General features: G+C 53.6%; 23 protein-coding genes. 15 read left to right on the top strand and 8 right to left on the bottom strand.

The window, feature by feature from the left end; genetic code table 11:
• Positions 1-7: 7 nt before the first annotated feature.
• A complete protein-coding gene (locus tag AC4FIC_RS10555) occupies positions 8-397 on the top strand; it encodes a diacylglycerol kinase (protein WP_273285300.1) in 390 nt (129 codons plus the stop codon).
• 7 nt (positions 398-404) lie between these two features.
• On the opposite strand, the gene AC4FIC_RS10550 is transcribed toward AC4FIC_RS10555, so the two are convergent.
• Complete coding sequence (locus tag AC4FIC_RS10550; protein ID WP_100256690.1) at positions 405-752, bottom strand: hypothetical protein; 348 nt, start codon at positions 750-752, stop codon at positions 405-407.
• 276 nt (positions 753-1,028) lie between these two features.
• Entirely contained in the window at positions 1,029-1,346 is a 318-nt protein-coding gene (locus tag AC4FIC_RS10545; protein ID WP_100256689.1) for an ArsR/SmtB family transcription factor, read from the bottom strand.
• 125 nt (positions 1,347-1,471) lie between these two features.
• Between AC4FIC_RS10545 and AC4FIC_RS10540 the strand changes: the two genes are divergently transcribed.
• From AC4FIC_RS10540 to bioA, 6 genes are all read left to right on the top strand, one after another.
• Entirely contained in the window at positions 1,472-1,912 is a 441-nt protein-coding gene (locus AC4FIC_RS10540) for an RDD family protein (protein ID WP_100256688.1), read from the top strand.
• Positions 1,913-2,032: 120 nt separating this feature from the next.
• Positions 2,033-3,502 (top strand): leucyl aminopeptidase, encoded by a 1,470-nt coding sequence (locus AC4FIC_RS10535; protein ID WP_100256687.1) that lies wholly within the window; start codon positions 2,033-2,035, stop codon positions 3,500-3,502.
• Between the two features lie 129 nt (positions 3,503-3,631).
• The gene (locus tag AC4FIC_RS10530) at positions 3,632-4,060 is read left to right on the top strand and encodes a DNA polymerase III subunit chi (protein WP_100256686.1); all 429 of its coding nucleotides are present in this window, start codon (positions 3,632-3,634) and stop codon (positions 4,058-4,060) included.
• A 2-nt stretch (positions 4,061-4,062) separates the two neighbouring features.
• A complete protein-coding gene (locus tag AC4FIC_RS10525; protein ID WP_273285304.1) occupies positions 4,063-4,722 on the top strand; it encodes a hypothetical protein in 660 nt (219 codons plus the stop codon).
• Positions 4,723-4,891: 169 nt separating this feature from the next.
• The gene (locus tag AC4FIC_RS10520; protein WP_287438378.1) at positions 4,892-7,780 is read left to right on the top strand and encodes a valine--tRNA ligase; all 2,889 of its coding nucleotides are present in this window, start codon (positions 4,892-4,894) and stop codon (positions 7,778-7,780) included.
• A 98-nt stretch (positions 7,781-7,878) separates the two neighbouring features.
• Positions 7,879-9,171, top strand: a complete 1,293-nt coding sequence (gene bioA / locus AC4FIC_RS10515; RefSeq protein WP_100256683.1) for an adenosylmethionine--8-amino-7-oxononanoate transaminase — start codon at positions 7,879-7,881, stop codon at positions 9,169-9,171.
• A 16-nt stretch (positions 9,172-9,187) separates the two neighbouring features.
• Here bioA and AC4FIC_RS10510 read toward each other — a convergent pair whose 3' ends face one another.
• On the bottom strand, positions 9,188-9,619 hold the full coding sequence (locus AC4FIC_RS10510; protein ID WP_100256682.1) for a YqaA family protein: 432 nt from the start codon (positions 9,617-9,619) through the stop codon (positions 9,188-9,190).
• A gap of 309 nt (positions 9,620-9,928) precedes the next feature.
• Between AC4FIC_RS10510 and yfbR the strand changes: the two genes are divergently transcribed.
• A complete protein-coding gene (yfbR, locus tag AC4FIC_RS10505) occupies positions 9,929-10,552 on the top strand; it encodes a 5'-deoxynucleotidase (protein ID WP_100256681.1) in 624 nt (207 codons plus the stop codon).
• 3 nt (positions 10,553-10,555) lie between these two features.
• Here yfbR and AC4FIC_RS10500 read toward each other — a convergent pair whose 3' ends face one another.
• The 3 genes from AC4FIC_RS10500 to AC4FIC_RS10490 are packed head-to-tail and all read right to left on the bottom strand — an operon-like array spanning position 10,556 to position 13,587.
• A complete protein-coding gene (locus tag AC4FIC_RS10500) occupies positions 10,556-11,230 on the bottom strand; it encodes a TetR/AcrR family transcriptional regulator (RefSeq protein ID WP_100256680.1) in 675 nt (224 codons plus the stop codon).
• Positions 11,231-11,284: 54 nt separating this feature from the next.
• Positions 11,285-11,962: a sensor histidine kinase gene (locus AC4FIC_RS10495; protein ID WP_273285312.1), complete on the bottom strand. Its 678-nt coding sequence runs from the start codon at positions 11,960-11,962 to the stop codon at positions 11,285-11,287.
• An 8-nt stretch (positions 11,963-11,970) separates the two neighbouring features.
• Entirely contained in the window at positions 11,971-13,587 is a 1,617-nt protein-coding gene (locus tag AC4FIC_RS10490; RefSeq protein WP_100256678.1) for a tetratricopeptide repeat-containing response regulator, read from the bottom strand.
• 383 nt (positions 13,588-13,970) lie between these two features.
• Here AC4FIC_RS10490 and AC4FIC_RS10485 point away from each other — a divergent pair, with 383 nt between their 5' ends.
• The 5 genes from AC4FIC_RS10485 to AC4FIC_RS10465 all read left to right on the top strand — a co-directional run bounded on the left by AC4FIC_RS10485 (position 13,971) and on the right by AC4FIC_RS10465 (position 19,517).
• On the top strand, positions 13,971-15,161 hold the full coding sequence (locus AC4FIC_RS10485) for a tetratricopeptide repeat protein (protein WP_158524305.1): 1,191 nt from the start codon (positions 13,971-13,973) through the stop codon (positions 15,159-15,161).
• Between the two features lie 12 nt (positions 15,162-15,173).
• Positions 15,174-17,240, top strand: coding sequence for a FecR family protein (locus AC4FIC_RS10480; protein WP_476194318.1), 2,067 nt, complete (start codon positions 15,174-15,176; stop codon positions 17,238-17,240).
• Between the two features lie 187 nt (positions 17,241-17,427).
• Complete coding sequence (gene fabA, locus AC4FIC_RS10475; protein WP_100256675.1) at positions 17,428-17,946, top strand: bifunctional 3-hydroxydecanoyl-ACP dehydratase/trans-2-decenoyl-ACP isomerase; 519 nt, start codon at positions 17,428-17,430, stop codon at positions 17,944-17,946.
• 9 nt (positions 17,947-17,955) lie between these two features.
• Positions 17,956-19,176, top strand: a complete 1,221-nt coding sequence (fabB, locus tag AC4FIC_RS10470; protein ID WP_100256674.1) for a beta-ketoacyl-ACP synthase I — start codon at positions 17,956-17,958, stop codon at positions 19,174-19,176.
• Positions 19,177-19,349: 173 nt separating this feature from the next.
• A complete protein-coding gene (locus tag AC4FIC_RS10465; RefSeq protein ID WP_193437324.1) occupies positions 19,350-19,517 on the top strand; it encodes a GNAT family N-acetyltransferase in 168 nt (55 codons plus the stop codon).
• Here AC4FIC_RS10465 and AC4FIC_RS10460 read toward each other — a convergent pair.
• A complete protein-coding gene (locus AC4FIC_RS10460; RefSeq protein ID WP_100256673.1) occupies positions 19,506-20,108 on the bottom strand; it encodes a MarC family protein in 603 nt (200 codons plus the stop codon). The two genes, AC4FIC_RS10465 and AC4FIC_RS10460, sit on opposite strands and share 12 nt — an antisense overlap.
• A gap of 505 nt (positions 20,109-20,613) precedes the next feature.
• Between AC4FIC_RS10460 and AC4FIC_RS10455 the strand changes: the two genes are divergently transcribed.
• Complete coding sequence (locus AC4FIC_RS10455; RefSeq protein WP_100256672.1) at positions 20,614-20,799, top strand: hypothetical protein; 186 nt, start codon at positions 20,614-20,616, stop codon at positions 20,797-20,799.
• Positions 20,800-20,928: 129 nt separating this feature from the next.
• Positions 20,929-22,905, top strand: coding sequence for an amylo-alpha-1,6-glucosidase (locus tag AC4FIC_RS10450; protein ID WP_273285318.1), 1,977 nt, complete (start codon positions 20,929-20,931; stop codon positions 22,903-22,905).
• 67 nt (positions 22,906-22,972) lie between these two features.
• On the opposite strand, the gene AC4FIC_RS10445 is transcribed toward AC4FIC_RS10450, so the two are convergent.
• Entirely contained in the window at positions 22,973-23,875 is a 903-nt protein-coding gene (locus tag AC4FIC_RS10445; RefSeq protein ID WP_100256670.1) for a VF530 family protein, read from the bottom strand.
• Positions 23,876-23,986 lie beyond the last annotated feature (111 nt).

Here is a 23,986-nt window from a genome sequence, read left to right as displayed (position 1 = left end):
TCGATTGATGATGACAAGCGAAATACCCACACCTGAGCGCGTCAACGGCGTAAAACGCCTGATCAACGCAACCCGTTACAGTTGGCAAGGCTTACTGGCGACGGTTAAGCATGAGGAAGCCTTTCGGCAAGAGCTCTTACTTTTAACGGCGGCCCTAGTGGCAACGCCTTGGCTGGCACAAAGTTGGTTCCACGCCATTGCGTTAGTCGGTTCGGTGATTCTTATTTTGATCGTCGAAATGCTGAACAGCGCTATCGAGGCCTTGGTCGACCGGGTCGGTCTGGAATTTAACGAATTATCTGGGCGGGCGAAGGACATGGGTTCGGCCGCGGTATTCTTAAGTATCAGCCTAGCCGGCATGGTCTGGTTGGTGTCCCTAACCCAAAGATTGTTGTAACGGGTCGTTAGAAGTCTTTGACGGGCCATCGGTGTGCCGGACGATCTTCGATTCGCTCTATGGTGCCAATTTCTTTTTCTATATAGGCCATCAACAGCATAGCAAGTTCGAAATCGTTCTGTTCGTCCAGATCTTGGGTAATGACTGCGAAATAGAGCAAGCGGTGTGTTCGCATTTGGGTACGAATGGTGACAATTTCGGAGGAAAAACGATCTACCAAGGACGGTAGTTTATCTGAAGAATTGACCGGATCAATCAAGGCAACACGCCACACTCGTTCCCATGCATTGGCCGCCAAACGAACACGGGCCGGTAACGGGGGGTGCATGGCATCGTCATATACGGGCTTGTGCATTCGACGGATTTTCGCTTCTGTCATAGGTTCTGTGCCTCAAAACGTATTGCGCAGGACAGCTCCTCAACCTCAGGGAGCACACTAGAAGTATAGATTATCAGACGATTTGTCAAATTTTGAACCGGTTTTGGGTCCATTTTTAGGTAAAAACGTGAAATTCATCATGAAATTGAACAATCTTGCCGTTATTGACGGCCAGTTGACGGATTACGCTCGTCAAGCGTCAGCGCAACTCCCACAAGCCTCGTTCGGTCTTGGTAAGGATGCCTTGAGGCGTCAATCGTCGACCCGACAATAGACATTATAGAGCACTTCGATGACCTGCTCAGCTTCGGGGCTGGAAATCCGATAGTAGACGGTTTGCGCTTCTTTGCGCACACTAACCAACCTATCTCGACGCAAACGGGCCAGATGCTGGGACAGGGCGGATTGACTCAAGGGTATACGCTCATTGAGTTCACCAACATTTTTTTCACCCGAGACCAGATTACATAGAATCAATAATCGGCTTTTATTGCTGAGGGCTTTTAATAGGGAAGAGGCATCACCTGCCTTGCTTTCCAACTGTTCCATGGGTAGGTTGTGGCTCTTCATAAGGCTGACCAAGGTTAAGAGCCTACAGTCTAATGCAAATTTACTCAGAGCTCTATTGGCAACGCTTGGCTAAGCTCAGACAATCCCCTATTCTGTTGCGATAATTCGCCCAACAAGGACTTTTTGTGCCCGTCGATCCAAAAACACCCACTTATCGTATCCTCGGCAGTGCCATTTACGATTGGCTCGTCATCTTAGGCCTGCTTATGATAGCGGGCTTTCTGGCGGTGCAATTAAACTTACTGATCACCGGCGCCGAGGCCATCGCCCCTCACAATCGGTTCTTTCAGATCTATTTAGTGGCCATCATTATTGGTTACTATTTCTATTTTTGGCGCCGCTCTGGCCAAACGGTCGGGATGAAAGCCTGGCGAATTAGACTGGTGACGCTCGACGGAGAGCCCTTGACCCTGCGTCATATGAGCCTGCGCATGCTCGGTGCGATACCTGCCTTCGGGGTGTGCTTGCTGGGCATCGTCTGGCACTACTGGGACAAATCGGGCCTCAATTGGCACGATCACATCAGTCAGACTAAGCTGACTTATCGGCCCAAACCGTCTCTGTGACAGAGTCTTGAGTACCCTTTGGAGCGCGCTCCGCCCAATCGAACACAGTGGTTGCCTTAGGGTGGCGCTGCATCCGACCAGGCCAAGGCCTGAGTTTCTAATTAAAATGGACCTATCCCTATGAAAATAACGTCTTTCCGTCCCGACTTTAACTTGATTAAACAAGACCTGTTAACAGCGTTCTATTTTGAAGATCAGGACACCGCCAGCTTTACCGCACTGAAGCAGCAATCCCCCGTGTTGATCGACGATCTGGTGAATAAAAAAGTACTCACCGCCAAACTCGGCTCGGTGACACCTCTGATTGGTCATGCCAACCTGCCCTGCAGTCATGTCTTGGTCATCGGCTGCGGCAAGAGCGCTGATTTCAACGAAAGTAGCTTTATTAAAACGCTTAAGACCTTGGCCGCCGAAGCGAAAAAAGCGGTCTCAACCTCCGTGGCCGTTGCCATTGATGAAATTAAGCCCGCCCATCGCTCAGTACAGTGGTCGGTCGAGAAAGCAACTGAGACCCTTTTGACTAGCCTCTATCAGTACGACGCGACCAAAAGCCAGAAGGCCGAGCCATCAGCACTCACCCATATTGCTTATATCGCCAGCGAGGAAAACCTCGAACTGGCTATGAAAACCGGCAAGTCCATGGCACATGGCATCAATCTAGCGCGTGAACTGGGTAATCTACCGGCCAACATCTGTGATCCGGCCTTCTTGGCCGAACAGTCGATCAATCTGGCCGATGCCTATGACGAAATTGACGTTGAAGTCATCGAAGAGCACCAGATGACCGAGATGGGTATGGGCGCGTTTTTGGCCGTCTCTCAGGGCAGCGACAAGGCCGGCAAGATCATTGTCATCAAGTACAATGGCGGCGCCGTCGGAGAAAAGCCCCATGTCCTGGTTGGCAAGGGCCTGACATTCGATTCCGGCGGCATCAGCATCAAGGCCGCAGCCGGCATGGAAGAAATGAAATGGGATATGCTCGGGGCCGCATCGGTCCTTGGCACCCTGAGTGCCATAGCGGAACTGAAGCCAGCCATCAATGTTATCGGCGTGATCGCCACGGCGGAAAATATGGTCAGCGGCGGCGCCACACGACCCGGTGATGTAGTGACCTGCATGAATGGCAAGACCGTGGAAATCATCAATACCGATGCCGAAGGTCGCCTGGTGCTATGCGATACCTTGACCTATGTTGAACGCTTTGAGCCGGCCAGCGTGGTCGACATTGCCACCTTGACCGGTGCAATCGTAGTCGGTCTTGGCCACCACGCTACCGGCGTTTATGCCAATGATGAGCAACTGCAGCATAAGCTGATCAGTGCCGGCTTAAGCAGCTGGGATCGCGGTTGGCCGATGCCTTTGTGGGATGACTATAAGGTCGATCTGGAGTCACCCTATGCTGATTTCCGCAATGTTGGTTCGCGCGCCGGCGGTTCCATTACCGCTGCAATCTACTTGGCCGAGTTCACCAAAAACTACAGTTGGGCGCATTTAGATATAGCCGGCACCGGTTGGAATAGCGCGAAAGAGGGCGCCTCCGGTCGACCCGTCGCTATGCTCACCCAGTATCTGCTCGATCGAGTGCAATAGCCTGGAGCGCCTTGGTCGACCTGACGGGCAATCGAGCCCTGAGTAGCAAAAAGACACCCTAATGATCCCCCTTTCGAGGGGAGATTTGGTAAGATTAGGTTTCTCACGACAGACATAACGGCGACTCCTATGACCAAGGTTGATTTCCATATCTTGGCGACCACACAGGAAAATGATTTCCTGACCTACGTGGTGCGCCTAACGCAAAAAGCGCACAGCCGTGGCCATCAGGTACTGATTGCAACCGATCATGCCGAACAGAGTCTGGCTTTAAGCACAGCCCTCTGGGGCATACAGCCCGATGCCTTCATCGCTCACAGTTCGGTTGACGAGGCGCACGATGCCATCCAGATCAGCGACAGCGAACAATGCGGCACTCACCATGATGTCCTCATCAACCTTCGCCAAGCCATACCCGATTTTTTTTCCCGCTTCGAGCGCGTGTTTGAGGTGGTCAGCCAACAACCCACCCTATTGACGGCCAGCCGACAGCGCTATCGGTTTTACAGCGACCGCGGCTATGCCCTGACCCGCCACGATTTACGGGATCGGGTCTAGCCATGGCCGATCACCGCTCACAACAGACCTTATTGGAAGACTTGGAAGCCATTCGTAACAGTCTCGACAAGGGGCCAGAGGCGCAGTCGATCATTCCAACGCTCGAGGATATAGTTGGTCAACGCGCTCCGACGTCGGTCAATTTGAAAAATCCATTCCTGTCCAGTAATTCCCTGTCCGAACTGTTGAGAATTCGTAATGACGCAGAGTCCGTTGCCGCACAAGAACTGTCTGAGCTCAAGCCGCTTTGGGCTCGAGCCGAGATGACCGACTCACAGAGCTTAGCGGACTGGAAACTCACGTCGGCGCCAGGGCTGGAACTTGAAGCGGAATCGAAACTCGAAGCAGGATTAGAACTGGAATCAGAGCCAAAACTGGAACCGTTACTCGAATTGGAAGTCATGCCCGATCCCAATCTAATTATCGGCCAGATGGAACAACTCCTTGCCAGCTGGATCGAAGACTCAGTCACCGAGCATATGGTCCGGTTTGAAAGCGAACTGCGTTCTCGGCTGCAGCAGGACTTCGACCAGCTGATCACCCACTGGTATCAGGAACAGGGTTTGGAATTACCGGCTAATGTCCGGACCCGGTTAAGCCTTGAACAGCCCACGGAGGCGGCCAGCAAACCCAGCATCGATGACGCGGGATTCGTGCCCTAGCCTGACCGGCTCGAACGGACGGGTCTGGACACCCTTTTTTTTATCCCTGAGGCAAGTCAACACTCGGCTCAAGCCTGACCTATGGCCCATAAGCATGTATAATCGCCAGCCTTATGGTCGCCCAACACTCACAGTAGATCAACCGAACAGTAAAGAGATATAGACCCTCATGGATAAAACCTACCAGCCGAATCAAATAGAACGTAAACACTACGACCACTGGGAAGCTCAGCAGTACTTTAAGCCCAGCGGCACGGGTACGCCCTATAGCATTATGATTCCACCGCCGAACGTGACCGGTAGTTTGCATATGGGCCATGCCTTTCAGCAAACCATTATGGATGCTCTGACCCGTTACCATCGCATGATGGGCCGCGACACGCTGTGGCAAACCGGTACCGATCACGCCGGCATCGCGACCCAGATGGTGGTCGAGCGCTTGCTCGCCGCTGAAGGTAAGACGCGACACGACCTGGGCCGAGAAAAGTTTATCGATCGGGTCTGGCAGTGGAAAGAGCAGTCCGGTGGCACCATTACCTCGCAGATGCGCCGATTGGGCGATTCGGTTGATTGGACGCGTGAACGCTTCACTATGGATGAGGGTCTGAGTGAGTCGGTCCGGGAAGTCTTTGTGCGCTTGTACGATGATGGTTTGCTTTATCGCGGCAAACGCCTGGTCAATTGGGATCCAGCCTTCCACACCGCGATCTCCGATCTGGAGGTTGAAAACAAGGAAGAACAGGGTCATCTCTGGCATTTCCGTTACCCGCTCGCCGATGGCGTCACCACCGATGCCGGGGAAAATTACTTGGTCATCGCGACCACTCGGCCGGAAACATTGCTCGGCGACTCGGCGCTGGCCGTGCATCCAGAAGACGACCGCTATCGTTCCCTAGTGGGTAAATTTATCGAGCTGCCATTGGTTGGCCGCCGAATTCCCATTATTGCCGACGACTATGTCGACATTGCCTTCGGCACCGGCTGTGTAAAAATCACCCCGGCACACGACTTTAACGACTATGCCATTGGCAAGCGTCATCAGGCACAATTGATCAATGTGTTCGACAAGAGCGCTGCCATTCTGCCGCAGGCGCAAGCCTTCGACTATGCCGGTAACCTGCTCGATGATTTCGATGGCCTGTTACCCGACGGTTTCGCTGGGCTGGATCGCTATGAGGCGCGTAACAAGATCGTTGCCGATCTCGACCAACTGGGTCTGCTCGACGGCATTAAGGACCACACCCTGATGGTGCCGCGCGGCGATCGTTCCGGCGCGGCCATTGAGCCCTGGTTAACCGACCAATGGTACGTTGCGGCCACCAAGATGGCGCAACCGGCCATCGACGCGGTGAAAAGCGGCCAGATCGAATTTGTTCCGAAGATGTTCGAAAATGAATACTGGTCGTGGATGAATAACCTGCAAGACTGGTGTATTTCTCGGCAACTCTGGTGGGGCCATCAGATCCCGGCCTGGTATGACGCCAGCGGCAAGGTCTATGTTGGCCGTGATGAGGCTGAGGTGCGCAGCAAACACCAGCTGGCTGACAGCGTCACCCTAACCCGCGATGAAGATGTGCTCGACACCTGGTTCAGTTCCGCCCTATGGACCTTTTCCACATTGGGCTGGCCCGGTGATATGACCATGGTCAATCGCTACCACCCGACCGATGTCTTGGTGACCGGTTTTGATATCATCTTTTTCTGGGTTGCCCGGATGATTATGATGACCACCCACTTCCTTAAGGATGAACAGGGTGCGCCACAAATTCCGTTTAAGAAGGTTTATATGACCGGCCTGATCCGGGATGAGCACGGCGCTAAGATGTCAAAATCTAAAGGCAATGTGCTCGATCCAATCGACCTGATCGACGGCATCGACTTGGAAACGCTGGTCACCAAGCGCGTCGGCGGCATGATGCAGCCCAAGTTGGCGGCCCAGATCGAGAAGAACACTCGCACCTCCTTCCCCGATGGCTTTACCGAATCCGGCACCGACGCCTTGCGTTTTACCCTAACCTCGCTGGCGTCCTTATCGCGCGATATCAATTTCGATGTCAAACGGCTCGAAGGCTATCGCAACTTTTGCAACAAGCTGTGGAATGCCGCCCGCCTAGTGCAAATGAATACCTTTGCCAAGATCGAGGACAGCGACGAGCTCGGCGCGCCACTCGATTGCGGCCAAAACGGCGGCGATCTTGAGCTCTCATTGGCCGATCGGTGGATTCGGTCACGCGTGCAGCAGCTCACCATAGATGTGCATAAATATTACCAACAGTACCGCTTCGACCTGATGAGTCAGGCCCTCTATGACTTTATTTGGAATGAATACTGCAGCTGGTATCTGGAACTGTCCAAACCGGTATTCTGGAACGAAGCCAGTACCGAGGCGCAATTGCGCGGCACGCGCAAAACGGTGGTCGGTGTCCTAGAAACCCTTTTGCGTCTGATTCACCCGATCATGCCCTTTATTTCGGAAGAAATTTGGCTCAGCTTGAAGCCGGTGTCGGGCGTCAGCGGCGATTCTATTATGCTCGCACCCTTCCCCGAAGCACAGGCTGATAAGGTCGACCCCGCGGCCGAAGCCGATCTGGAATGGGTCAAGGAGGTAATTATGGGCATCCGTAATATCCGCGGTGAAATGAATATCGCCCCGAGTAAGGCGCTGCCGGTACTGTTACAGAATGGCGCTGCGCAAGACCTGCGTCGCTTTAAAGACAACGAAACCTTTCTTAAGCAGCTGGCCAAGCTCGAGGACATTCGTTGGGTCGAGTCCGACGAGGCGGTGCCGCCTTGTGCGACCGCCATGGTCGGTCAACTCAAGGTATTGGTGCCGATGGCGGGCCTGATCGATGTGGCCGCCGAGCAAGCGCGCATCGCCAAGGAGCGCGATAAGACAGAGAAGGAATTGAGCCGGATCGAGGCCAAGCTGGGCAACGAGAAGTTCCGCAGCAAGGCACCGGACGATGTGGTGGCCAAGGAGCAGGCCAAGGCCGACCTAATGCAGACCAAGCTCAATGATTTGCAAAGCCAGGCCGATCAACTGCTGGCCCTAGCCTAGTCTATTGATGGGCCCGACCCGGACTCAGTCTGGGTCGGGCCCACTCTAGCACGCAACACCTCCTCTCAGCCTCGCACACCCCAGACCAAGGCGGCATCATGACAATCGACCTCGATTTTGACAGAGATCACCTCTGGCATCCCTATACCTCCACCAGCGCGCCTTTGCCGTGCTATCCGGTCGAGTCGGCGCATGGCGTGCGACTGAAGTTCGAAAATGGCGACACGGTGATCGACGCCATGGCCTCCTGGTGGTCGGCCGTGCACGGTTACAATGTGCCGGAGCTCAATGACGCGCTGATCAACCAAACCGGGAAAATGGCGCATGTAATGTTTGGCGGCCTCACCCACGAGCCGGCCATTGAGTTGGGCAAGCTGTTAGTCGCCATGACACCGGAGCCGCTGCAAAAGGTCTTCTTGGCCGACTCTGGCTCCATCGCGGTTGAGGTGGCCCTTAAGATGGCGATCCAGTATTGGTCCGGTCGCGACAAGCCCACCAAGACCCGTATGGTGACGGTCAATCGGGGCTATCATGGCGATACCTTTGGTGCCATGAGTGTCTGCGATCCCACCAATGGCATGCACAGCCTGTTTGAATCGGTCTTGCCCGAATCGCTCTTTCTCGGCGATCTGCCCCAGGGTTATAGCCAACCCTTAGATCCGGAGTTAATGCAGCATTTTGAACAACAGATAAAAGAGCACGCCGACACACTCGCGGCCTTTATCATCGAGCCTGTGGTTCAGGGTGCCGGCGGTATGCGCATTTACAACCCGCAATGGCTGGTGCAGATACGAGTCTGGTGTGAGCGTTACAACATCCTGCTTATCTTCGATGAGATCGCCACCGGCTTCGGCCGCACCGGTAAGCTTTTCGCACTCGAGCATGCTCAGGTGGTGCCCGACATCCTTTGCTTGGGCAAGGCACTGAGCGGCGGCTATATGACCTTGGCGGCCACCCTGGCGACCGATGAGGTGGCCGCGGGCGTTAGCGCATCGCCGGCCGGTGTTTTTATGCATGGCCCAACCTTTATGGCCAATCCGCTGGCATGCGCAGTCGCCGGGGCGGCCCTGCGACTGCTCGAGCAAAAAGATTGGGCCGTCCAAGTCGGCGCCATTGAAACCCAACTGCAACAGGCCCTGCTGCCGCTCGCGGCCTTGGCTTCGGTGGCCGAGGTTCGTGTTCTGGGGGCTATAGGGGTCATGGAGATGGTCGAGCAGGTGGATGTCGCTCAGGCTCAGGCCTTGTTTATCGACCGTGGCGTCTGGTTACGCCCCTTTGGTAAGCTAATCTATATTATGCCGGCCTATGTAATGACCCCGGCAGATTTGCAGACGGTAGTTGACGCCATGGCGGCCTTTGCCCGGTCATTAATCTTAACCGAACCCGTCTAACGGCGGCGGAACAGGCTCAACTCCCGAGCCCGGCATAGCGCACCGTTAACCAGAGTAAGACGCCATAGCGGGCGACCTTGCCGAGCAGCAGCCAGGCATAACAGGCCCTGCGCGGCAACCCCAGCATACCCGCGGCGACCGGTAAGAGATCGCCAACCATTGGCAACCAGGCCAAGCCGAGCAACACCGCGCCATGGCGCTTGAGTGCGACAAGGACGCGGTGTAGTCGAGCTGTCGAGCGCTGCAGCCGCTTCGCCAACCAGGGGGCGGCATGGATGGCCAACTCAAACATCAACACGGCTCCTAACCAATTGCCCAAGGCGACGGCGAAATACAATAACCATATCCGCTCTGGCTGCTGCTGCACCATAACCAAGAACACCGCTTCTGATGCTAAGGGCCACAGTGTGGCCGAAACAAAACCGACAAAAAACAGGGTTAACAACATCAAGCAGGTACCTTATTGAAACGGGCGTGAATTGCAGCATTTTGATTGCACCAGTGCAATTGCTCAAACTGTTTATCTGCTCGAAAAAGTTAATAGATAAGCCATGCTGAGCTCATGGGTTTGCTACAGGTTTCACCTGAATTCATCCCCAGAGTGTGGCAGAATACGTCCAACGGTCGCGGAGGATTGGAATGAGCCAACGCCAAGCTATTTCAACCGGCCTCAAGACCCACGGTGAACGGCCCGAGGGCGCCGGTAGCGAACGCTGCCACGACAATATCCAAGCGCGCCAACCGATGGAATCCTAATGTGACTACTTTTCGTTTTTTTGCCTACCTCGATCGACTCCGCTGGATTAAACGCTGGGGCCTAAAGCGCAACGTGATCGAAGAAAACGTGATGGAGCATAGCTGGCAGGTTGCGACTATCGCCCATGCATTGGCAATCATCCGCTTTGAAATACTGCACCAGCCGTCGAGCGAGTTTAGCCCCGATGAGGTCGCCACGACAGCGCTGTATCACGATTGCAGTGAGATCATTACCGGTGATCTACCGTCCCCGATCAAGTACCATTCAAGCACTATCACGGATGCCTACAAGCGCATTGAAGATGAGGCGGAGCATGAAATACTGTCCTTGTTACCGGCGCCCATGCAGCCAAGCTACCGCAAATTTCTACTCCACAAGGCCATTCACCCTGAGGTCGCTAGCCTGGTCAAGGCCGCCGATCTAATCAGTGCCTATCTAAAATGTCAGGCTGAATTGCACGCGGGCAATAAGGAATTTTCCAGTGCGGCCTGCGATATTGAAAGTACAATCCGCAACTTACAGATGATGGAAGTGGATTATTTCATGACCAACTTTGTCCAATCCTATCAACTGACCCTCGATGAGTTGCTCAGCCAGCATGAACCACATAATGGGCCAAGCTAGGCGTTATCGATTTTCAGTTGGGATGGTTAGGCCTAAGCCTCCGAGCACAATCATAGCGACTGTTGCGGTTGCATCTTGAAAGTCCTGTTGATCGTATTCTTTTTTACCCAGAGCCCAGCAAACCTGCGTTGAGAAGTCAGCGTAATGCTGGGTGCTGCCCCAGATCAAGAAGATCAGGTGATGAGGGTTCACCGCTTTCATCTTGCCGGCGTCAATCCAGCTTTGAATCACACTGGCCCGATCGTCCAGCCATACTTTCAAGTCTTGGGCTAAGAAAGCCTCTAGGTGGGGCGCACCCTGGATGATTTCCATCGCGAAGATGCGCGAGGCCAAAGGGTGGGTATAGGAATAGGCAACCTTCGCCTCTATGTAGCGATAGAGCGTTTCGGCCGGATCGGAGTCGATACTGGCGACGCTAAAGGCCTGATTCCACATCTCTAAAATATCGGCCAAGACTGCGCCGTACAGCCCGAATTTACTCTTAAAATAATAGAGAATATTTGATTTTGGCAGTTGGGCACGGTCGGCCACGGCATTCAGGGATGTTCCCTTGTAACCGTTTTGAGCGAATTCAATTTCAGCGGCCTTAATGATCTTGGCTTCATTTTGTTGGCGAATACGGCCAGCTTTGGTGCGAGTGCGAAAGGCATCATTAAGTCTTTTTTGTGCTGTGTCCAAGAGATATTCCTGCAAAAGAAGTCAAAAGTATAAAAGAGTTTGGGCTCTAGATAGCTAGGGTAGCCATAAATTAAAGACTGCACCGCCCGTTAGTGCGTCATTGGTTAAATCGATAGACCCATACCGTTCTTTATCACGGTGTAACCTTGCTATTTTTTGGCAAAAAAACAAGCCTAAACCGGTCTCGCCAGACTGGAACGATATCTGGTCCGGCTGGTCCAACAATTCCAACATACTCTGCGGATAACCTGCGCCATCATCGCTTATGCGGATATTAAGCCATCCATCCACCACCCCGACATCGAAGGCAAGGTGGCTTTTCGCATATCGAATGCTATTGGTTAGGATATTACTCAGCAGACCTTCAATTAGGTTGGCGTCCAAGTACCAGAGCCGATCCTCATCACCATCGGCAAACCCGATCGTCAAGGACACGCCGAGGGACGCCAACATGCTGGTATAACGTGAGGTCGCGTCGATAATAACATCACAGATCAAGGCTTCAGCAAAAACCGGCCTAAAGGTGCCCTGATCTAGCTTATAGAACGCCAGCATATGCACCATGCCATTATTGATCCGGCTGCATTCGAGCTGTATGCGACGAATCTCTTGGGCGCTCGCAAAATCAGCCCGATCGAGACGTTTGATCACATCGTTTAGCTGGCTATCAATCAGGCCGAGTGAGTTTTTCACGTCATGCACCGTCACGGCCATCATGGCTTGTACGTCCATGCTATCCCCTAGAGTTTTTCCACATTGTCCAACAGTTTCTTGTAGCGCGGATATTGATAATGTTCTTCGGATAAATAAAATAAACGGCTAATTGTTTCCAGACACATGGCCGTCGTTTGATCATTTTTTCCTCTAGCCTCCATCATATGCAGATGCGCTTGGACGAAATTCAACACGATACCAGGGTGACGAGGAGACACCTTGAGCGCCTTTTCAAAGAAGCGCACCGATTCGGGGTATTTTTCCTGATCGTAAAGCTCCATACCCTGGCCGTTGAGCACCTTGGCTTCACTGCGCAAAATCAGCGATATGGGTTCGGCCTGCAAGTCGTCTAAGGTTTTAATAAACTCTGGCTGGTCACTGAAACCGCTTTTAAAGGCTCGAACCATCTCATCAGCATCGTTAAAACGTTCTTGACCATAATAAAGCTCGGCCATAAATAGAGCGGTTTCTGGAATCAGGCGGTCGACCGCGTTGATTATGTCGTTATAGAGTTCATCTAGGTCTTGAGTTGTCTTAATCGCGGGAACGTCTTTAGCGTCTTGGATTTCTACGCCACGAGTAAATAGCTCTGCATTAAAGTCAGCCGCAAAGCTCTGCTGCATTCGTTTGGCGGTAAAGACGATTTCTTTTTCGATGTCTCGCTTGCGTGTATTGTCACTCGACAGCGCCTCGTCCTTGAGATTTTTTATATAGTTTTGAAATAGACCAACCGACTCATGCATGGTGTCGGTGGCGAGATTCAAAATATCTTTTTGGGCCTGATTGGCCCGTCGGAAGTTCAGATTTGTTTGTGCCACCTTGACCAATTTCAACTGCCGATCGATGCTTCTAGGCGCCCGAGAAATCACCTCCTCCAGCCAAGTTTGCGCTTCTTCGTCTTTCTCCTGTTGCACCAAAGAGTCAACCAGATAATCATAGGCAATCAGTTCATTGGGATCCAATTCCAAGACGGCTTTAAGACCTATTTCCGCCGTTTCGAGTTTTTTCTGCAGTAACTCGATGCGATGCAACGCAGTTTGGGCCCAGCATTGATAACGTTTTTCCAATACGTCAAAGAGAAAAGTTTCTGCCTCGGCCATTTTTTTCTGACGAATAAGGGCTTCGACATAGTGCTTTTGGGCGGTACTACGGTAGCGCGGATAGCTTTCATCAATGCTTTTTGCTGTGTTGGCCACGGCCTTCCAGTCTTTTTTATCGATCGACACCAGCATTGGCAGTAACACTTTTCGCCGCTCAAACCAACGACCCAGGCGCACTGACAGAACATCTAAAGTGAAGGGTTTGGCCAAGTAATCGTCGGGTTGAAATTCAATGGCACTGATCACCACGGAACGGGAGGTTTCACCGGTAATAAGCACGAAGATGGTATCTTCTGGCATAAGCTTTAAGCGACGCCATTCTTCCAATAGACGCATGCCATCACGTCCCAAACCCAGGTTAAAATCACACAGCACCAGATCGTACTTACTCTCTCTAACCAACTTGGTCGCGGAATCACCATCACTCGCTTCGTGGACGGTAACAAAGCCCAAGTCCTCTAACATCGCGGTGATAGACTGACGCACATTGGCGAAATCATCCACGACTAGGGCTTTTTTATGTTTGAGATCGAGAGATTCCATAAAGGCCTTTAATGCCTCCTCAATAAACCAGCCTAGAACGTACTGTAGGCAAAAATTAAAAATATCGCTTAAACGTCTACACGATAACAGAATTTAACAATCTAGCCGCGAAATCGTCCGTGAGCTGCTATTCTGCAACAATATTTGGTTATTAGTATATCGTCAACGGCAAAAGGTTACCCTAAATGCGGCTTATCTCACCATCGCTTGTATGTTTTTTGTCCAGCTGGGCATCTGCTGCAGACGTTAATATAGTACCATTGTTTGACCAAGGTAGCGCTCCAGTAACCGATTTAGAACGCATTTCTCTTCAGCCCATCGAGACCTTAGTAAACTTGGTAAATACCCAACAATGGGCTAACGCTCGCTTGACGGCCGACCTCATGGCCGAACAATTTGAGGGCCTACCCCGTTTTGACCTGTACTTAGGCTTGCTGCAGATGGCTGAAGGGAACTTTAACGAGGCCATCTTCAGCTTTGAACGTGTCTTGATATTTGCGCCCGATCAACATCGGGCACGCCTAGAGCTTGGCCGTGCCTATTACCTGAACGCCAACTATGAGCGCGCGCGCAGCGAGCTGGACCAGGTTTTGGCAGCGGCACCGCCGCGCGAGGTTCGGCAGAACATTCATCAATTGCTGGCACGGATCGATAGCGCGCAGTCCCAGACCGACACTAAGGTCTCCTTTGGCGGCACCCTGCAGGGCGGTTGGGACAACAACGCTAATGGTGGCGGCAACGCCAAGGGTCGGTTGGACCCAAACCTGTCTGGCGCCACGGCACTGGATAGCGCCTCCAGCGCTATCGCCTCGCCCTATGCCCAATTGACTCTTCATGCCAGTCGCTTCCGGCCAACCAGTCGAAGTGCGTCGAAACGCCTGAGCGCGGACTTTAGCACGAAGAACTTTATTGACCCTGAACTGTCCGATTCCAGCGCACTAACTCTGACCAATACGATCTTTAATCAAAATGAACGATTACGCTTCCAGCTCCCCGCCAGTGCCCAAGTGAGTTGGCTTGCAGGGCAAAGTTGGCAAGCCATGCTCGACCTCAGTCTGAGCCAACAGTATAGGATTTGGGGGCCACTATGGGCCGGTGTCAAGTTAGGAACGCTCGCAACCCTCGCCCTCGACCCAGCCAACAGCTCCGGTGCCAAGGATTTGGCAGGTTTTGTTTTTGACGCGCAGGAACGTGGACGAGTTCACAGTTTCTCGACTGTCTATTTGCAAACGCAGCTTGCCGGGCAGGATGATGGTCACCTCGAATGGCGCGGATTGGCCAATCGATACCAACTGGGTTGGCAAGGGCCTTGGCAGTTCCAGGCGAATATGGCGGTTGAGCACCAATGGCGATATTACCAAGCCAACGACCTGTTTTTCACCCTAGACTCTGCGTCCACAGAGCTTAAAAGGCGCCAAGACCAAGTCATTCAGCTTGACCTAGGAGCTAATTGGAGCTCGGCCGACTGGCTTCAGACCCGCACCGCCATCAGTTGGGAATGGGTCAGCAGTAACATTAACGCCTATGGCAGCGATCGATTTACGATCAGTCAGGCGATGAGCGTTCAGTTTTAAGGGGATCTATCTATGACTATTCGATTATGGCATCTATGCCTGGCAGGCCTATTAATGGCATTGCCGGCCACTCAGGTAATGGCCAATATCGGCACGATCATTATCGCTAAGGGCGAAGTCTATGCGCTCGATACAGCGCAAAAATCGCGAGCGCTCGAACGTCGCTCGGCCGTCTTAGAGGGCGATACCCTAGTCACCGGTGCCAATGGTGAAATTCAAGTTCGCTTTAACGACAATGCCATCTTGGCGTTACGTGCTGGCTCACGACTTAAGATCAGCGAATACCACGGCGCGCTTAACGATCGGCCCGAGCAGGTGCTCATGGAACTCTTATCCGGTGGTTTTCGCACTATTACCGGCACCCTCGGCAAATCCGACAAGGAGGCGTACCAAATTCGCACCCCGAAGGCCAGCATTGGCATTCGCGGCACTAATTATGAAGCGGTCTTAACCGGTGCGGATCTGGTGATTGGTGTGTATCAGGGAGGGATACGGCTCGAAAATGAACTCGGCAGCCTAAACCTCGGCCTGGACAGCCCATTCAGCTTTGCTCAAGTGGCCGGGCCCCAAGCGCCCATACAGGGTCAGTTGGAAGCGCCTAAGGCGCTGTCCACGCCCTTGTCGACCTTAGCGCTGACCGCTATCGATAAGGCAAAAGACGATGCGCCAGAGCAACCTGCGTCGAGTCCAGACCCCGATGCAGGCCTGCTCATCGAAAGCCTCTTTGATGACCTGACCGATGACCTAGAGCCGGCAACTACCCTGCTGGCAGAAGCCCTGCCGGCAGCGAATGATGATGCGCAACTGGCTCGTCAGGAAGACGCGCCAGAACTTGATGTTAACGAATTTAGTGCCCAATTCGATTTGGCCGCCTTGCAAGATGTTCGCCTGACCCAGACGCAAATCCGCGACTTGTCGGAGAATCCCAATGTCGGCTTTGTCGTGCTCAATGACCAAACCACTGGCTACTCAACCGCTCGTTATAGCTTGGCCCCCTTCTTGGCGACCACCCTGAGCGAAGACGTCAGCTTTGACATCAGCCTGGGCACGCTGACCTTTGCCGTCACCGTCTCGCAATCGAGCGCTGGTAATATCAATGCTGTGGCCAGTGATATCAATGCCTCAATCCAGAGCGTACTCGGCCAGATCGATGGCGTGCCGATTGCGGCGCCGATCGTAGTTAGCCAAGAGGCGGGAAAGTTAATTTTTGATGGGGTGAGTGGTGACTCGGGTGAATTTTTAGTGATCACCAATCTGTCCGGTGGTGATGTGCAGACCTTTGCCGCGTCATTGGGCCTGTGCAGCAATGCCAGCAACTGTACCGGAACCTATGACAATGGCGGCGTCACTATTGGCCAAGTTAAACACGCCACGCGCTTTGGTTATCTGATTGAGGGTGAGGCTGGGCCGGAATTGGTCAGTTTCAACAATGAACAGATTGGTGCCCTGCAAGGGGGCTTTGCCAGCCCGGTGAGTATTTTACGCGGCAACCCGAATGCGACGCGAGTCGACTTTATCGGTGTCGATGTCGATGGTGACGGTGGTAGCGATATTGACTGGGGCGAGTGGAATAACAGTGCAGCGAACCCGGCCCTACTACTAAAGGATGCAAAAAACATCGAGAATGCCGACACGGTTGCCGCGCCATTCTACTATGTCAGTGCCATGCCAGCCCCGGCGGCCAGTCGGGTAGGCATTAAGACCTTTGGTGACAGCAGCGTCGAGCTCGATACGGCACAGTGGCATGCCAACGCATCGACCGGCCAAATCTTGACACTGTCGGCCCAGCTGGCGGTTAATTTCGGTACCGCCGAGGCCGTCGGCAGCCTGTCGCTGGCCAACGCCGCCGACGGTACCTTCTGGGATGTCAGCTACGTCGGTCAGCTGCGCGGCGCTCAGTTTTTTAGCGATTATGGCTACGGCACGCTCGAAACCGCGACTGGCAACCACTCAGTAGCCGGTCAGGTCGACGGTCTATTCACAGGGTCGGCCACCGGTATGGGCTTTGTCGGCGGCTTTGGCCTACAGACCACCGATGATGTGCACAACGCTCAAGGCGTATTTGTGATCAAAAACTAACCACCCCGCCGGCCCCGGAGGCATCTCCAGGGGCCGAAACGGGCCAAAATATCGTCCTGAGCCCCCGACTACTGGGATTATCGCGCTCAATGGGCTGAGAATTAATGATCTTTTTCCTGCAAAGCACGAATAAACCCGCGTTTTTTTGCTATTGTGCACACAGCTAACCATAACTGTGGAAATAAACATGTCTGAACGTCCTTCATCTTTAGATAAAAACGATCTCATCGAATGCGGTCATGGCCGTCTGTTTGGACCGGGCAACGCCCAGTTGCCGATCGATAACATGCTAATGATGGATCGCATCCCGCTAATTACCTCTGAAGGCGGTGCTTTTGGCAAGGGCATGATCCGCGCTGAACTCGATATCAATCCCGATCTGTGGTTTTTTAAGTGCCATTTTCCCGGTGATCCGGTCATGCCTGGCTGTCTCGGTCTTGATGCAATGTGGCAGCTGGTCGGCTTCTATCTCGGCTGGCGTGGCAATCCGGGCAAGGGCCGGGCCTTAGGTGTGGGCGAATTGACCTTCAAGGGTCAAATTATGCCAGACGCCAAAAAAGTGGTTTATAAACTTGAAATCAAACGCATCATTGAGAGTCGTTTGGTGATGTGTATTGCCGATGGTATCGTCGAATGTGACGGCAAAGAGATCTATTTTGCCAAAGATCTTAAAGTAGGCTTATTCAAGCCCGAACAGATGAAGTGAGGTGAATCTATGAAACGCGTAGTCGTCACAGGAATGGGCATAGTGTCGTGTATCGGTAATGATATCGCGACGGTCACCGAATCGTTAAAAGCAGGCAAGTCGGGCATTCGCTTTAATCCAACTTATGCTGAATTGGGTATGCGTAGCCATGTCAGCGGGACGCCCGATATCAACCTGGCCGATCATATCGATCGTAAAGCCATCCGTTTTATGGGTGATGCAGCCGGTTACGCCTACGTCGCCATGGCGCAGGCCATCGCAGATTCCGGCCTGACTGAGGCGCAGGTATCGAACCCACGTGCTGGCCTCATCGCCGGTTCCGGTGGTGCTGATTCGCAAAGCCAGACCGCAGCAGCCGATATACTGCGCGAAAAAGGCCTCAAGCGTGTAGGCCCTTATCGTGTCACTCAGACAATGGGCTCTACCGTGTCGGCCTGTCTGGCCACACCGTTCCAGATCAAGGGCGTTAACTATTCCATTACCTCGGCCTGTGCCACCAGTGCGCACTGCATCGGTAATGCCATGGAACTGATTCAGCTGGGTAAACAGGATGTGATGTTTGCCGGTGGCGGTGAGGCCGAACATTGGACCATGAGCTCCTTGTTCGATGCCATGGGGGCCCTCTCGACCCAATATAACGACCATCCAGAACAGGCCAGCCGAGCCTACGATGCCAAGCGAGATGGTTTTGTCATCGCCGGCGGCGGTGCCATGCTGGTGCTCGAAGAACTCGGACATGCCCAAGCACGCGGCGCCAAGATCTATGGCGAACTGGTTGGCTATGGCGCCACCAGCGACGGTTACAACATGGTCGCACCGAGCGGCGAAGGCGCTGTTCGTTGCATGCAGATGGCGATGGAGCACGTTGAGGGCTCTATCGATTACATCAATGCGCACGGTACCAGTACGCCGGCCGGTGATGTCACCGAGTTGAAAGCGGTTCGCGAAGTCTTTGGTGCTAAGATGCCGCCCATCGCGTCAACCAAATCGCTGACCGGTCACAGCCTCGGCGCGACCGGTGCTCAAGAAGCGATCTACTCGCTGATTATGATGCAGGAAAACTTTATTGCGGCGAGTAAAAACGTCGAAGAGCTGGATCCTGAAGCCGGCGACGGCATCAATGTGGTCACCCAACGTTTGGACAACGTCACGCTGAACAATGTGATGTCCAACAGCTTTGGCTTTGGTGGCACCAATGCCACCTTGGTATTTTCGCGCTTTAACGGCTAATATCCCGGCGGGGCCTCAGTCGAGAGGCGCCGCCGTTCCTTCCCGAATACCTTGCAAGCCCCCCCACTCGATTCTCTCGGCAGCCCCGTCCACATGGCCCTATTTCACTCTGTCTCTGACTTTGTGCACGAATCTGGCTAAACTGATTTCTTTATTGGATAGGATACCAAACGATGCCACCGGCCTATGACATTCGAGCTTATCAACCGACCGATCAGACACCGCTCATCGCGCTATGGCAGCAATGCGGCTTGCTGGTACCCTGGAATGACCCCATCAAGGATATAGAGCGCAAACTCAGGGTGCAGCCGGGTCGACCCGCGGATACCTTAGAGCATTAGACCGCGAATGCCATTGGCAACAAATTGAATCGCCAAGGCTGCCAAGAGGACGCCCAATAGACGTTGGATGATTTCATCCCCGGTCTTGCCCAGCCAGCGCCGCAATCGAGCCGCCAAGAGACTGAGGGCAACCGTCGCCAACAGTGTCAAGCCGGCCGCCAAGAGCACCTGAGATTTCTCAATCGAGCTGCCACTGTCGGCCATTAACAGCACGGTCAGCGTCAGCGTCCCGGGGCCAGCCATCAACGGGATGGTCAGGGGGTAAACGGTAATATCACCCACTTGCTGGGTATGCGGTTTATCTGGTACCGGTTCGCTGGTGATCATGCGGAAGGCGGTGTTGAACAGGAGTATTCCGCCGGCGACGCGTAGAGCATCCATGCTGATCCCCAAAGCGGCCAAGAGCTGCTGACCGTATAGGCCGAACAAGACAATAATAGTGGCGGCAATACCGAGTGCTTTTAGCAGCGTTCGGGCACGGCTTCTGAAGCTCTGCCCTATGGTCAGAGAGTAGAAAATCAGCGCACAACCGATTGGGTCGATGACCACCATGTAGCTGGCGAGCGCATTAAAAAAGAAGGTACTATTCACTATCTTGGACGCCTGTGTAAGAGACTGCCGCTTGCGATGGCATGAAATGGGGTCATAAATGTAGCTTGCGCTGGCCTTAGTCCGCCAGAGTAATCCGACTCGACCGCCAGCCCAGTCTGCAATAGAGATCTTGCCGGCGAATCCCAATGGCAAAAGGGTGGGTCATGATGGTTGCGAGTCTAACCCGAATAGGCTCAATCCCGCTATCATCTGCCCGTTTTCGTCGCTTTTAAGACCTGAGCCACGCCCGGAGGGTAGGCCAGACTGGCTATCATATTGGTTCGCACATTTGAATTCGATTCTATAAACCTTTTGAATTACGTCACAAAAGCTAGAAGACTTCCGGCAACTTTGTCACAATAGGCTATTAATGATAGAAAATATCTGCCCATCGGCAGGTTCAAAAACGGAATTGTATATATTAACCACATTGGCAGGTAATTGAGACATGGCAGGATGCTGCTGCTCAATTAATATTGCCAGTGACTGTAAATCGAGGGATGCAATGGACCAGGAATTAGACGGATTGGAACACGCTATCGAACAGGCAGAGGTCGAAAAGCGTGCTTTCGTAAAAGAAAACCCCAACGGTGGCGGTGACAAGGGTGAGCGCATGCGGCTGTATGGCAAGGTAGAAGGCGCACGCAAAGCATTGCGCAACTATAAACGAGCCAACCCGCATCTGTTATAGGTCCAATCGGTGCGCAACCGCCCAGGTTGCGTACTCAAGCCCCGATAGAATTCCATCCAGCTAACGCCCCCAGACAGGCTAGAATCCGAACCTAGGTCGAATTTCCGACGGTTAGGAGCCCTTCAAGCCATGCGCGCACTACCAGCAGCCATGCTGCATGATAGAACCTTAGGCAATAAAACCGAGTGTTTGGTCACCAATGGAACCGGCAGTTTTGCCAGCCTGGCCATCAACGGTGGTTTGAGCCGGAAATTTCATGGCCTGCTGATCCATGCGGCCGTCCCACCGATGGACCGGATGCTCACCTGGCACGGCTGCATCGAACGCCTCGATGGTCACAGCCTCGATGCCCGCTGTTGGCTCAGCGGCAACGACGTCGCCGGTGACGCCGGTGAACGCTATCTGACTCATTTCTGCGCGACACCATTACCCACCTGGCTGTATCAGGTCGGGGGTAGCCTACTGCAAAAAGAACTCTTTATGGTTCAAGGTCAAGACACCACGGTGATCCGCTATACGCTATTGAGCGCGCCTACCCAAAGCGTGACGCTTAACCTGGCGAACTATGTTCACTTCCGGCCCGCCGGCGAGCACTGCCAAAAATTGAGCGCCCATGACATTCAAGATTGGGCCGTTCATGCGGCACAGCACTGCGTCCAGGCAATGGGCACTAGCCTGCGTCTGGATTGCCAAACCCCCGGTGAACGGAGCCACCAGCGCTGTCATTGGCTGGCACCTTGCGTCGACCAACAATGCCACGATCTACTCTATGCCATCGAATTGGAAGATCAGGGCTACCCACAACGCGATAGCAGCCTCAAGATCCATCAGGCCAATATCGACCTCTATGTGGGCGAGAGTTGTTATATGGTGGGCACATTGGCCGAGCACTGCCCCGATGGCTCCATAGAATACCAGCGCACCCTGACCCGCCGTGAGCAGCGCTACCACCCCAATGACTTCGCCAACGATCTGGCTCACAGCGCCCTGCAACTGGTCGCCGATCGGGAATCGGTTCAGAGCAAGACCATTCTCGCCGGCTTTCCATGGTTTGGTGATTGGGGGCGGGATACGATGATTGCCCTGCCCGGCATGACCTTAGTGACCGGCCAGTTTGATATCGCCCGGTCGATACTGAAAACCTTTGCCTATTACCTTAATGGTGGCATGTTGCCCAATAAGTTTCCAGATCGCAGGGGCGATGATCTTAAATACAACAGCATCGATGCCACCCTATGGTTCTTTTGGGCCATCCAACAGTATATTGAGTACAGCGGCGATTGGGACTTTGTTCAGGCAGAACTCTATGACGACCTTAAAGATATTATCCACGCCCATCAACGAGGCACCCGTTATGGCATCAGCATGGCTGACGACGGCCTAATTCAGGGCGGCGATAGCGACACTCAGCTAACCTGGATGGATGTTCAATTCGATGGCTATGCAGTCACCCCCCGCTACGGCAAGGCCGTGGAAATAAACGCTCTCTGGTACAACGCCCTGTGTTTTGCGCAACAGTGCTCTGACCGCTTTGAGGACCACGCCAGCCAGTATCAAGCGCTTATGCGCACCGTCAAAAGCAGTTTTCAGACGTTATTCTGGAACGACACACTTCAATGCCTGTACGATTGCGTCACCCCAGAGCAGACCATCGACGACGTCCGCTGTAACCAAATTATCGCCGTCAGCCTGCCCTACTCGCCACTCGACCCCGCACAGCAAGCTGCGGTGCTGCAGGTGGTGCACCAACAACTCTATACCCCCGTTGGTTTACGCAGTTTGAGCACAAGGCACTCGGACTATAGAGGCCAGTATTACGGCGCGCTGCGGGAGCGTGACCTGGCCTATCATCAGGGCACCGTTTGGGCCTGGCCGATGGGCGCCTTTATCGATGCGGTCATGAAAGTTCACAACGATCCCGTCTTGGCGGCGCAATTGCTCACCGGTTTGAAACATCACTTTTATCATGAGGCTGGCATTCAGGGGGTCTCAGAGGTGTTCGATGGCGACGCGCCGCATAAAGCTCGCGGTTGCTTTCATCAAGCCTGGTCGGTCGCCGAGTGTCTGCGCGTGGTCAGCCAGTATGGCTTGGAGGTGCCGGATTAATGAGGCGGGTTATCCGGACGGATAACTCGCCTAGTCCTACCAAAGGCCAGAGCCCTTGGGCTTGACTCTATTGGTCTGAAGATTCCCCAGCATTCGGTTCGTTCTTCTTGGCTTTACCCCAAGGGTTAGCGTCCGCATCATTCGGCTCGCGGCGTTTGGCCTTGCCCCATGGATTGGCATCGTCGGTTTTCGTTTCACTGGCTTTAGCCTTGTCCCATGGCTTGGCATCACCGGTATTCGAATCGTTAGCTTTGGCCTTGCCCCACGGATTGGCATCGCCACTACTCGAGTCGCCGGCTTTGGCCTTGCCCCACGGATTGGCATCGCCACTATTCGAGTCGCCGGTTTTAGCCTTGCCCCACGGATTGGCATCGCCACTATTCGAGTCGCCGGCTTTGGCCTTGCCCCACGGATTGGCATCGGCGTCCTTAGAGACACTGCGCGAAGCCTTGCCCCACGGGTTACTATCATCGCTCGACGCGGCGGGGCGGTTGGACCGTTCCCAAGGCTTAGCGCCTGAGCGCTCCTGCCGAGGGCCTTTGGACCTACTGCCTGGCCGATCGTTACGCGGGCCCTGGCTACCGGCATTGTGGCCAGGTCTGGGTTTATTGGCCGCTGCTAGGTCTTTTTTGCGTTGAATTTCAGCCAAGCCTTCAAGGGTCAGCACCACTGGCTCGCCCGGAGTTTGGTCGTCTGGGACAATGCGATCGCGCGGCGGCAGGGCAAATTGCTTATCATCGGGCCGCGGCAAGTGCTTAAAGCGGTACAGATAAAAACCCTCTAGCTTCTCGCGCGCCCAATCGGTCTTGCGCAGGAACTTGAGGCTACCCTTGATGGTCGGGTTGGTCTTGAAACAGTTTATATTTATGGCGGCGGCTAATATTTCCCAACCGTAATGATCCACTAACTCCGTCAGTAAGGCTTCCAACTTTAGGCTGTGTAATGGATTATTGGTATAGAGATCTGTCATGGGGGTTCCTAAAACAACAATCAACTCAAAAAAACGTTCCGGCCAAGCCGACGCCCTATTCTACTGCGTCCCCAGCTGAAAGCAAAACGCCTATTCACGCCAATGCCTGCC

The sequence above is a fragment of the Reinekea sp. genome, assembly GCF_982785585.1.
This window is presented reverse-complemented; position numbering and strand designations above follow the sequence as displayed.

Excerpts from the sequence above, each read along its gene's own strand:
- AC4FIC_RS10450 (WP_273285318.1), top strand. The coding sequence starts at position 20,929 with ATGCGCGCACTACCAGCAGCCATGCTGCATGATAGAACCTTAGGCAAT.
- AC4FIC_RS10485 (WP_158524305.1), top strand. The coding sequence starts at position 13,971 with ATGGCCGAACAATTTGAGGGCCTACCCCGTTTTGACCTGTACTTAGGC.
- AC4FIC_RS10520 (WP_287438378.1), top strand. The coding sequence starts at position 4,892 with ATGGATAAAACCTACCAGCCGAATCAAATAGAACGTAAACACTACGAC.
- AC4FIC_RS10535 (WP_100256687.1), top strand. The coding sequence starts at position 2,033 with ATGAAAATAACGTCTTTCCGTCCCGACTTTAACTTGATTAAACAAGAC.
- AC4FIC_RS10555 (WP_273285300.1), top strand. The coding sequence starts at position 8 with ATGATGACAAGCGAAATACCCACACCTGAGCGCGTCAACGGCGTAAAA.
- fabA (WP_100256675.1), top strand. The coding sequence starts at position 17,428 with ATGTCTGAACGTCCTTCATCTTTAGATAAAAACGATCTCATCGAATGC.
- bioA (WP_100256683.1), top strand. The coding sequence starts at position 7,879 with ATGACAATCGACCTCGATTTTGACAGAGATCACCTCTGGCATCCCTAT.
- AC4FIC_RS10550 (WP_100256690.1), bottom strand. The coding sequence starts at position 752 with ATGCACAAGCCCGTATATGACGATGCCATGCACCCCCCGTTACCGGCC.
- AC4FIC_RS10445 (WP_100256670.1), bottom strand. The coding sequence starts at position 23,875 with ATGACAGATCTCTATACCAATAATCCATTACACAGCCTAAAGTTGGAA.
- AC4FIC_RS10465 (WP_193437324.1), top strand. The coding sequence starts at position 19,350 with ATGCCACCGGCCTATGACATTCGAGCTTATCAACCGACCGATCAGACA.
- AC4FIC_RS10480 (WP_476194318.1), top strand. The coding sequence starts at position 15,174 with ATGACTATTCGATTATGGCATCTATGCCTGGCAGGCCTATTAATGGCA.
- AC4FIC_RS10525 (WP_273285304.1), top strand. The coding sequence starts at position 4,063 with ATGGCCGATCACCGCTCACAACAGACCTTATTGGAAGACTTGGAAGCC.
- fabB (WP_100256674.1), top strand. The coding sequence starts at position 17,956 with ATGAAACGCGTAGTCGTCACAGGAATGGGCATAGTGTCGTGTATCGGT.
- AC4FIC_RS10510 (WP_100256682.1), bottom strand. The coding sequence starts at position 9,619 with ATGTTGTTAACCCTGTTTTTTGTCGGTTTTGTTTCGGCCACACTGTGG.
- AC4FIC_RS10545 (WP_100256689.1), bottom strand. The coding sequence starts at position 1,346 with ATGAAGAGCCACAACCTACCCATGGAACAGTTGGAAAGCAAGGCAGGT.
- AC4FIC_RS10490 (WP_100256678.1), bottom strand. The coding sequence starts at position 13,587 with ATGGAATCTCTCGATCTCAAACATAAAAAAGCCCTAGTCGTGGATGAT.
- AC4FIC_RS10495 (WP_273285312.1), bottom strand. The coding sequence starts at position 11,962 with ATGGACGTACAAGCCATGATGGCCGTGACGGTGCATGACGTGAAAAAC.
- AC4FIC_RS10530 (WP_100256686.1), top strand. The coding sequence starts at position 3,632 with ATGACCAAGGTTGATTTCCATATCTTGGCGACCACACAGGAAAATGAT.
- AC4FIC_RS10455 (WP_100256672.1), top strand. The coding sequence starts at position 20,614 with ATGGACCAGGAATTAGACGGATTGGAACACGCTATCGAACAGGCAGAG.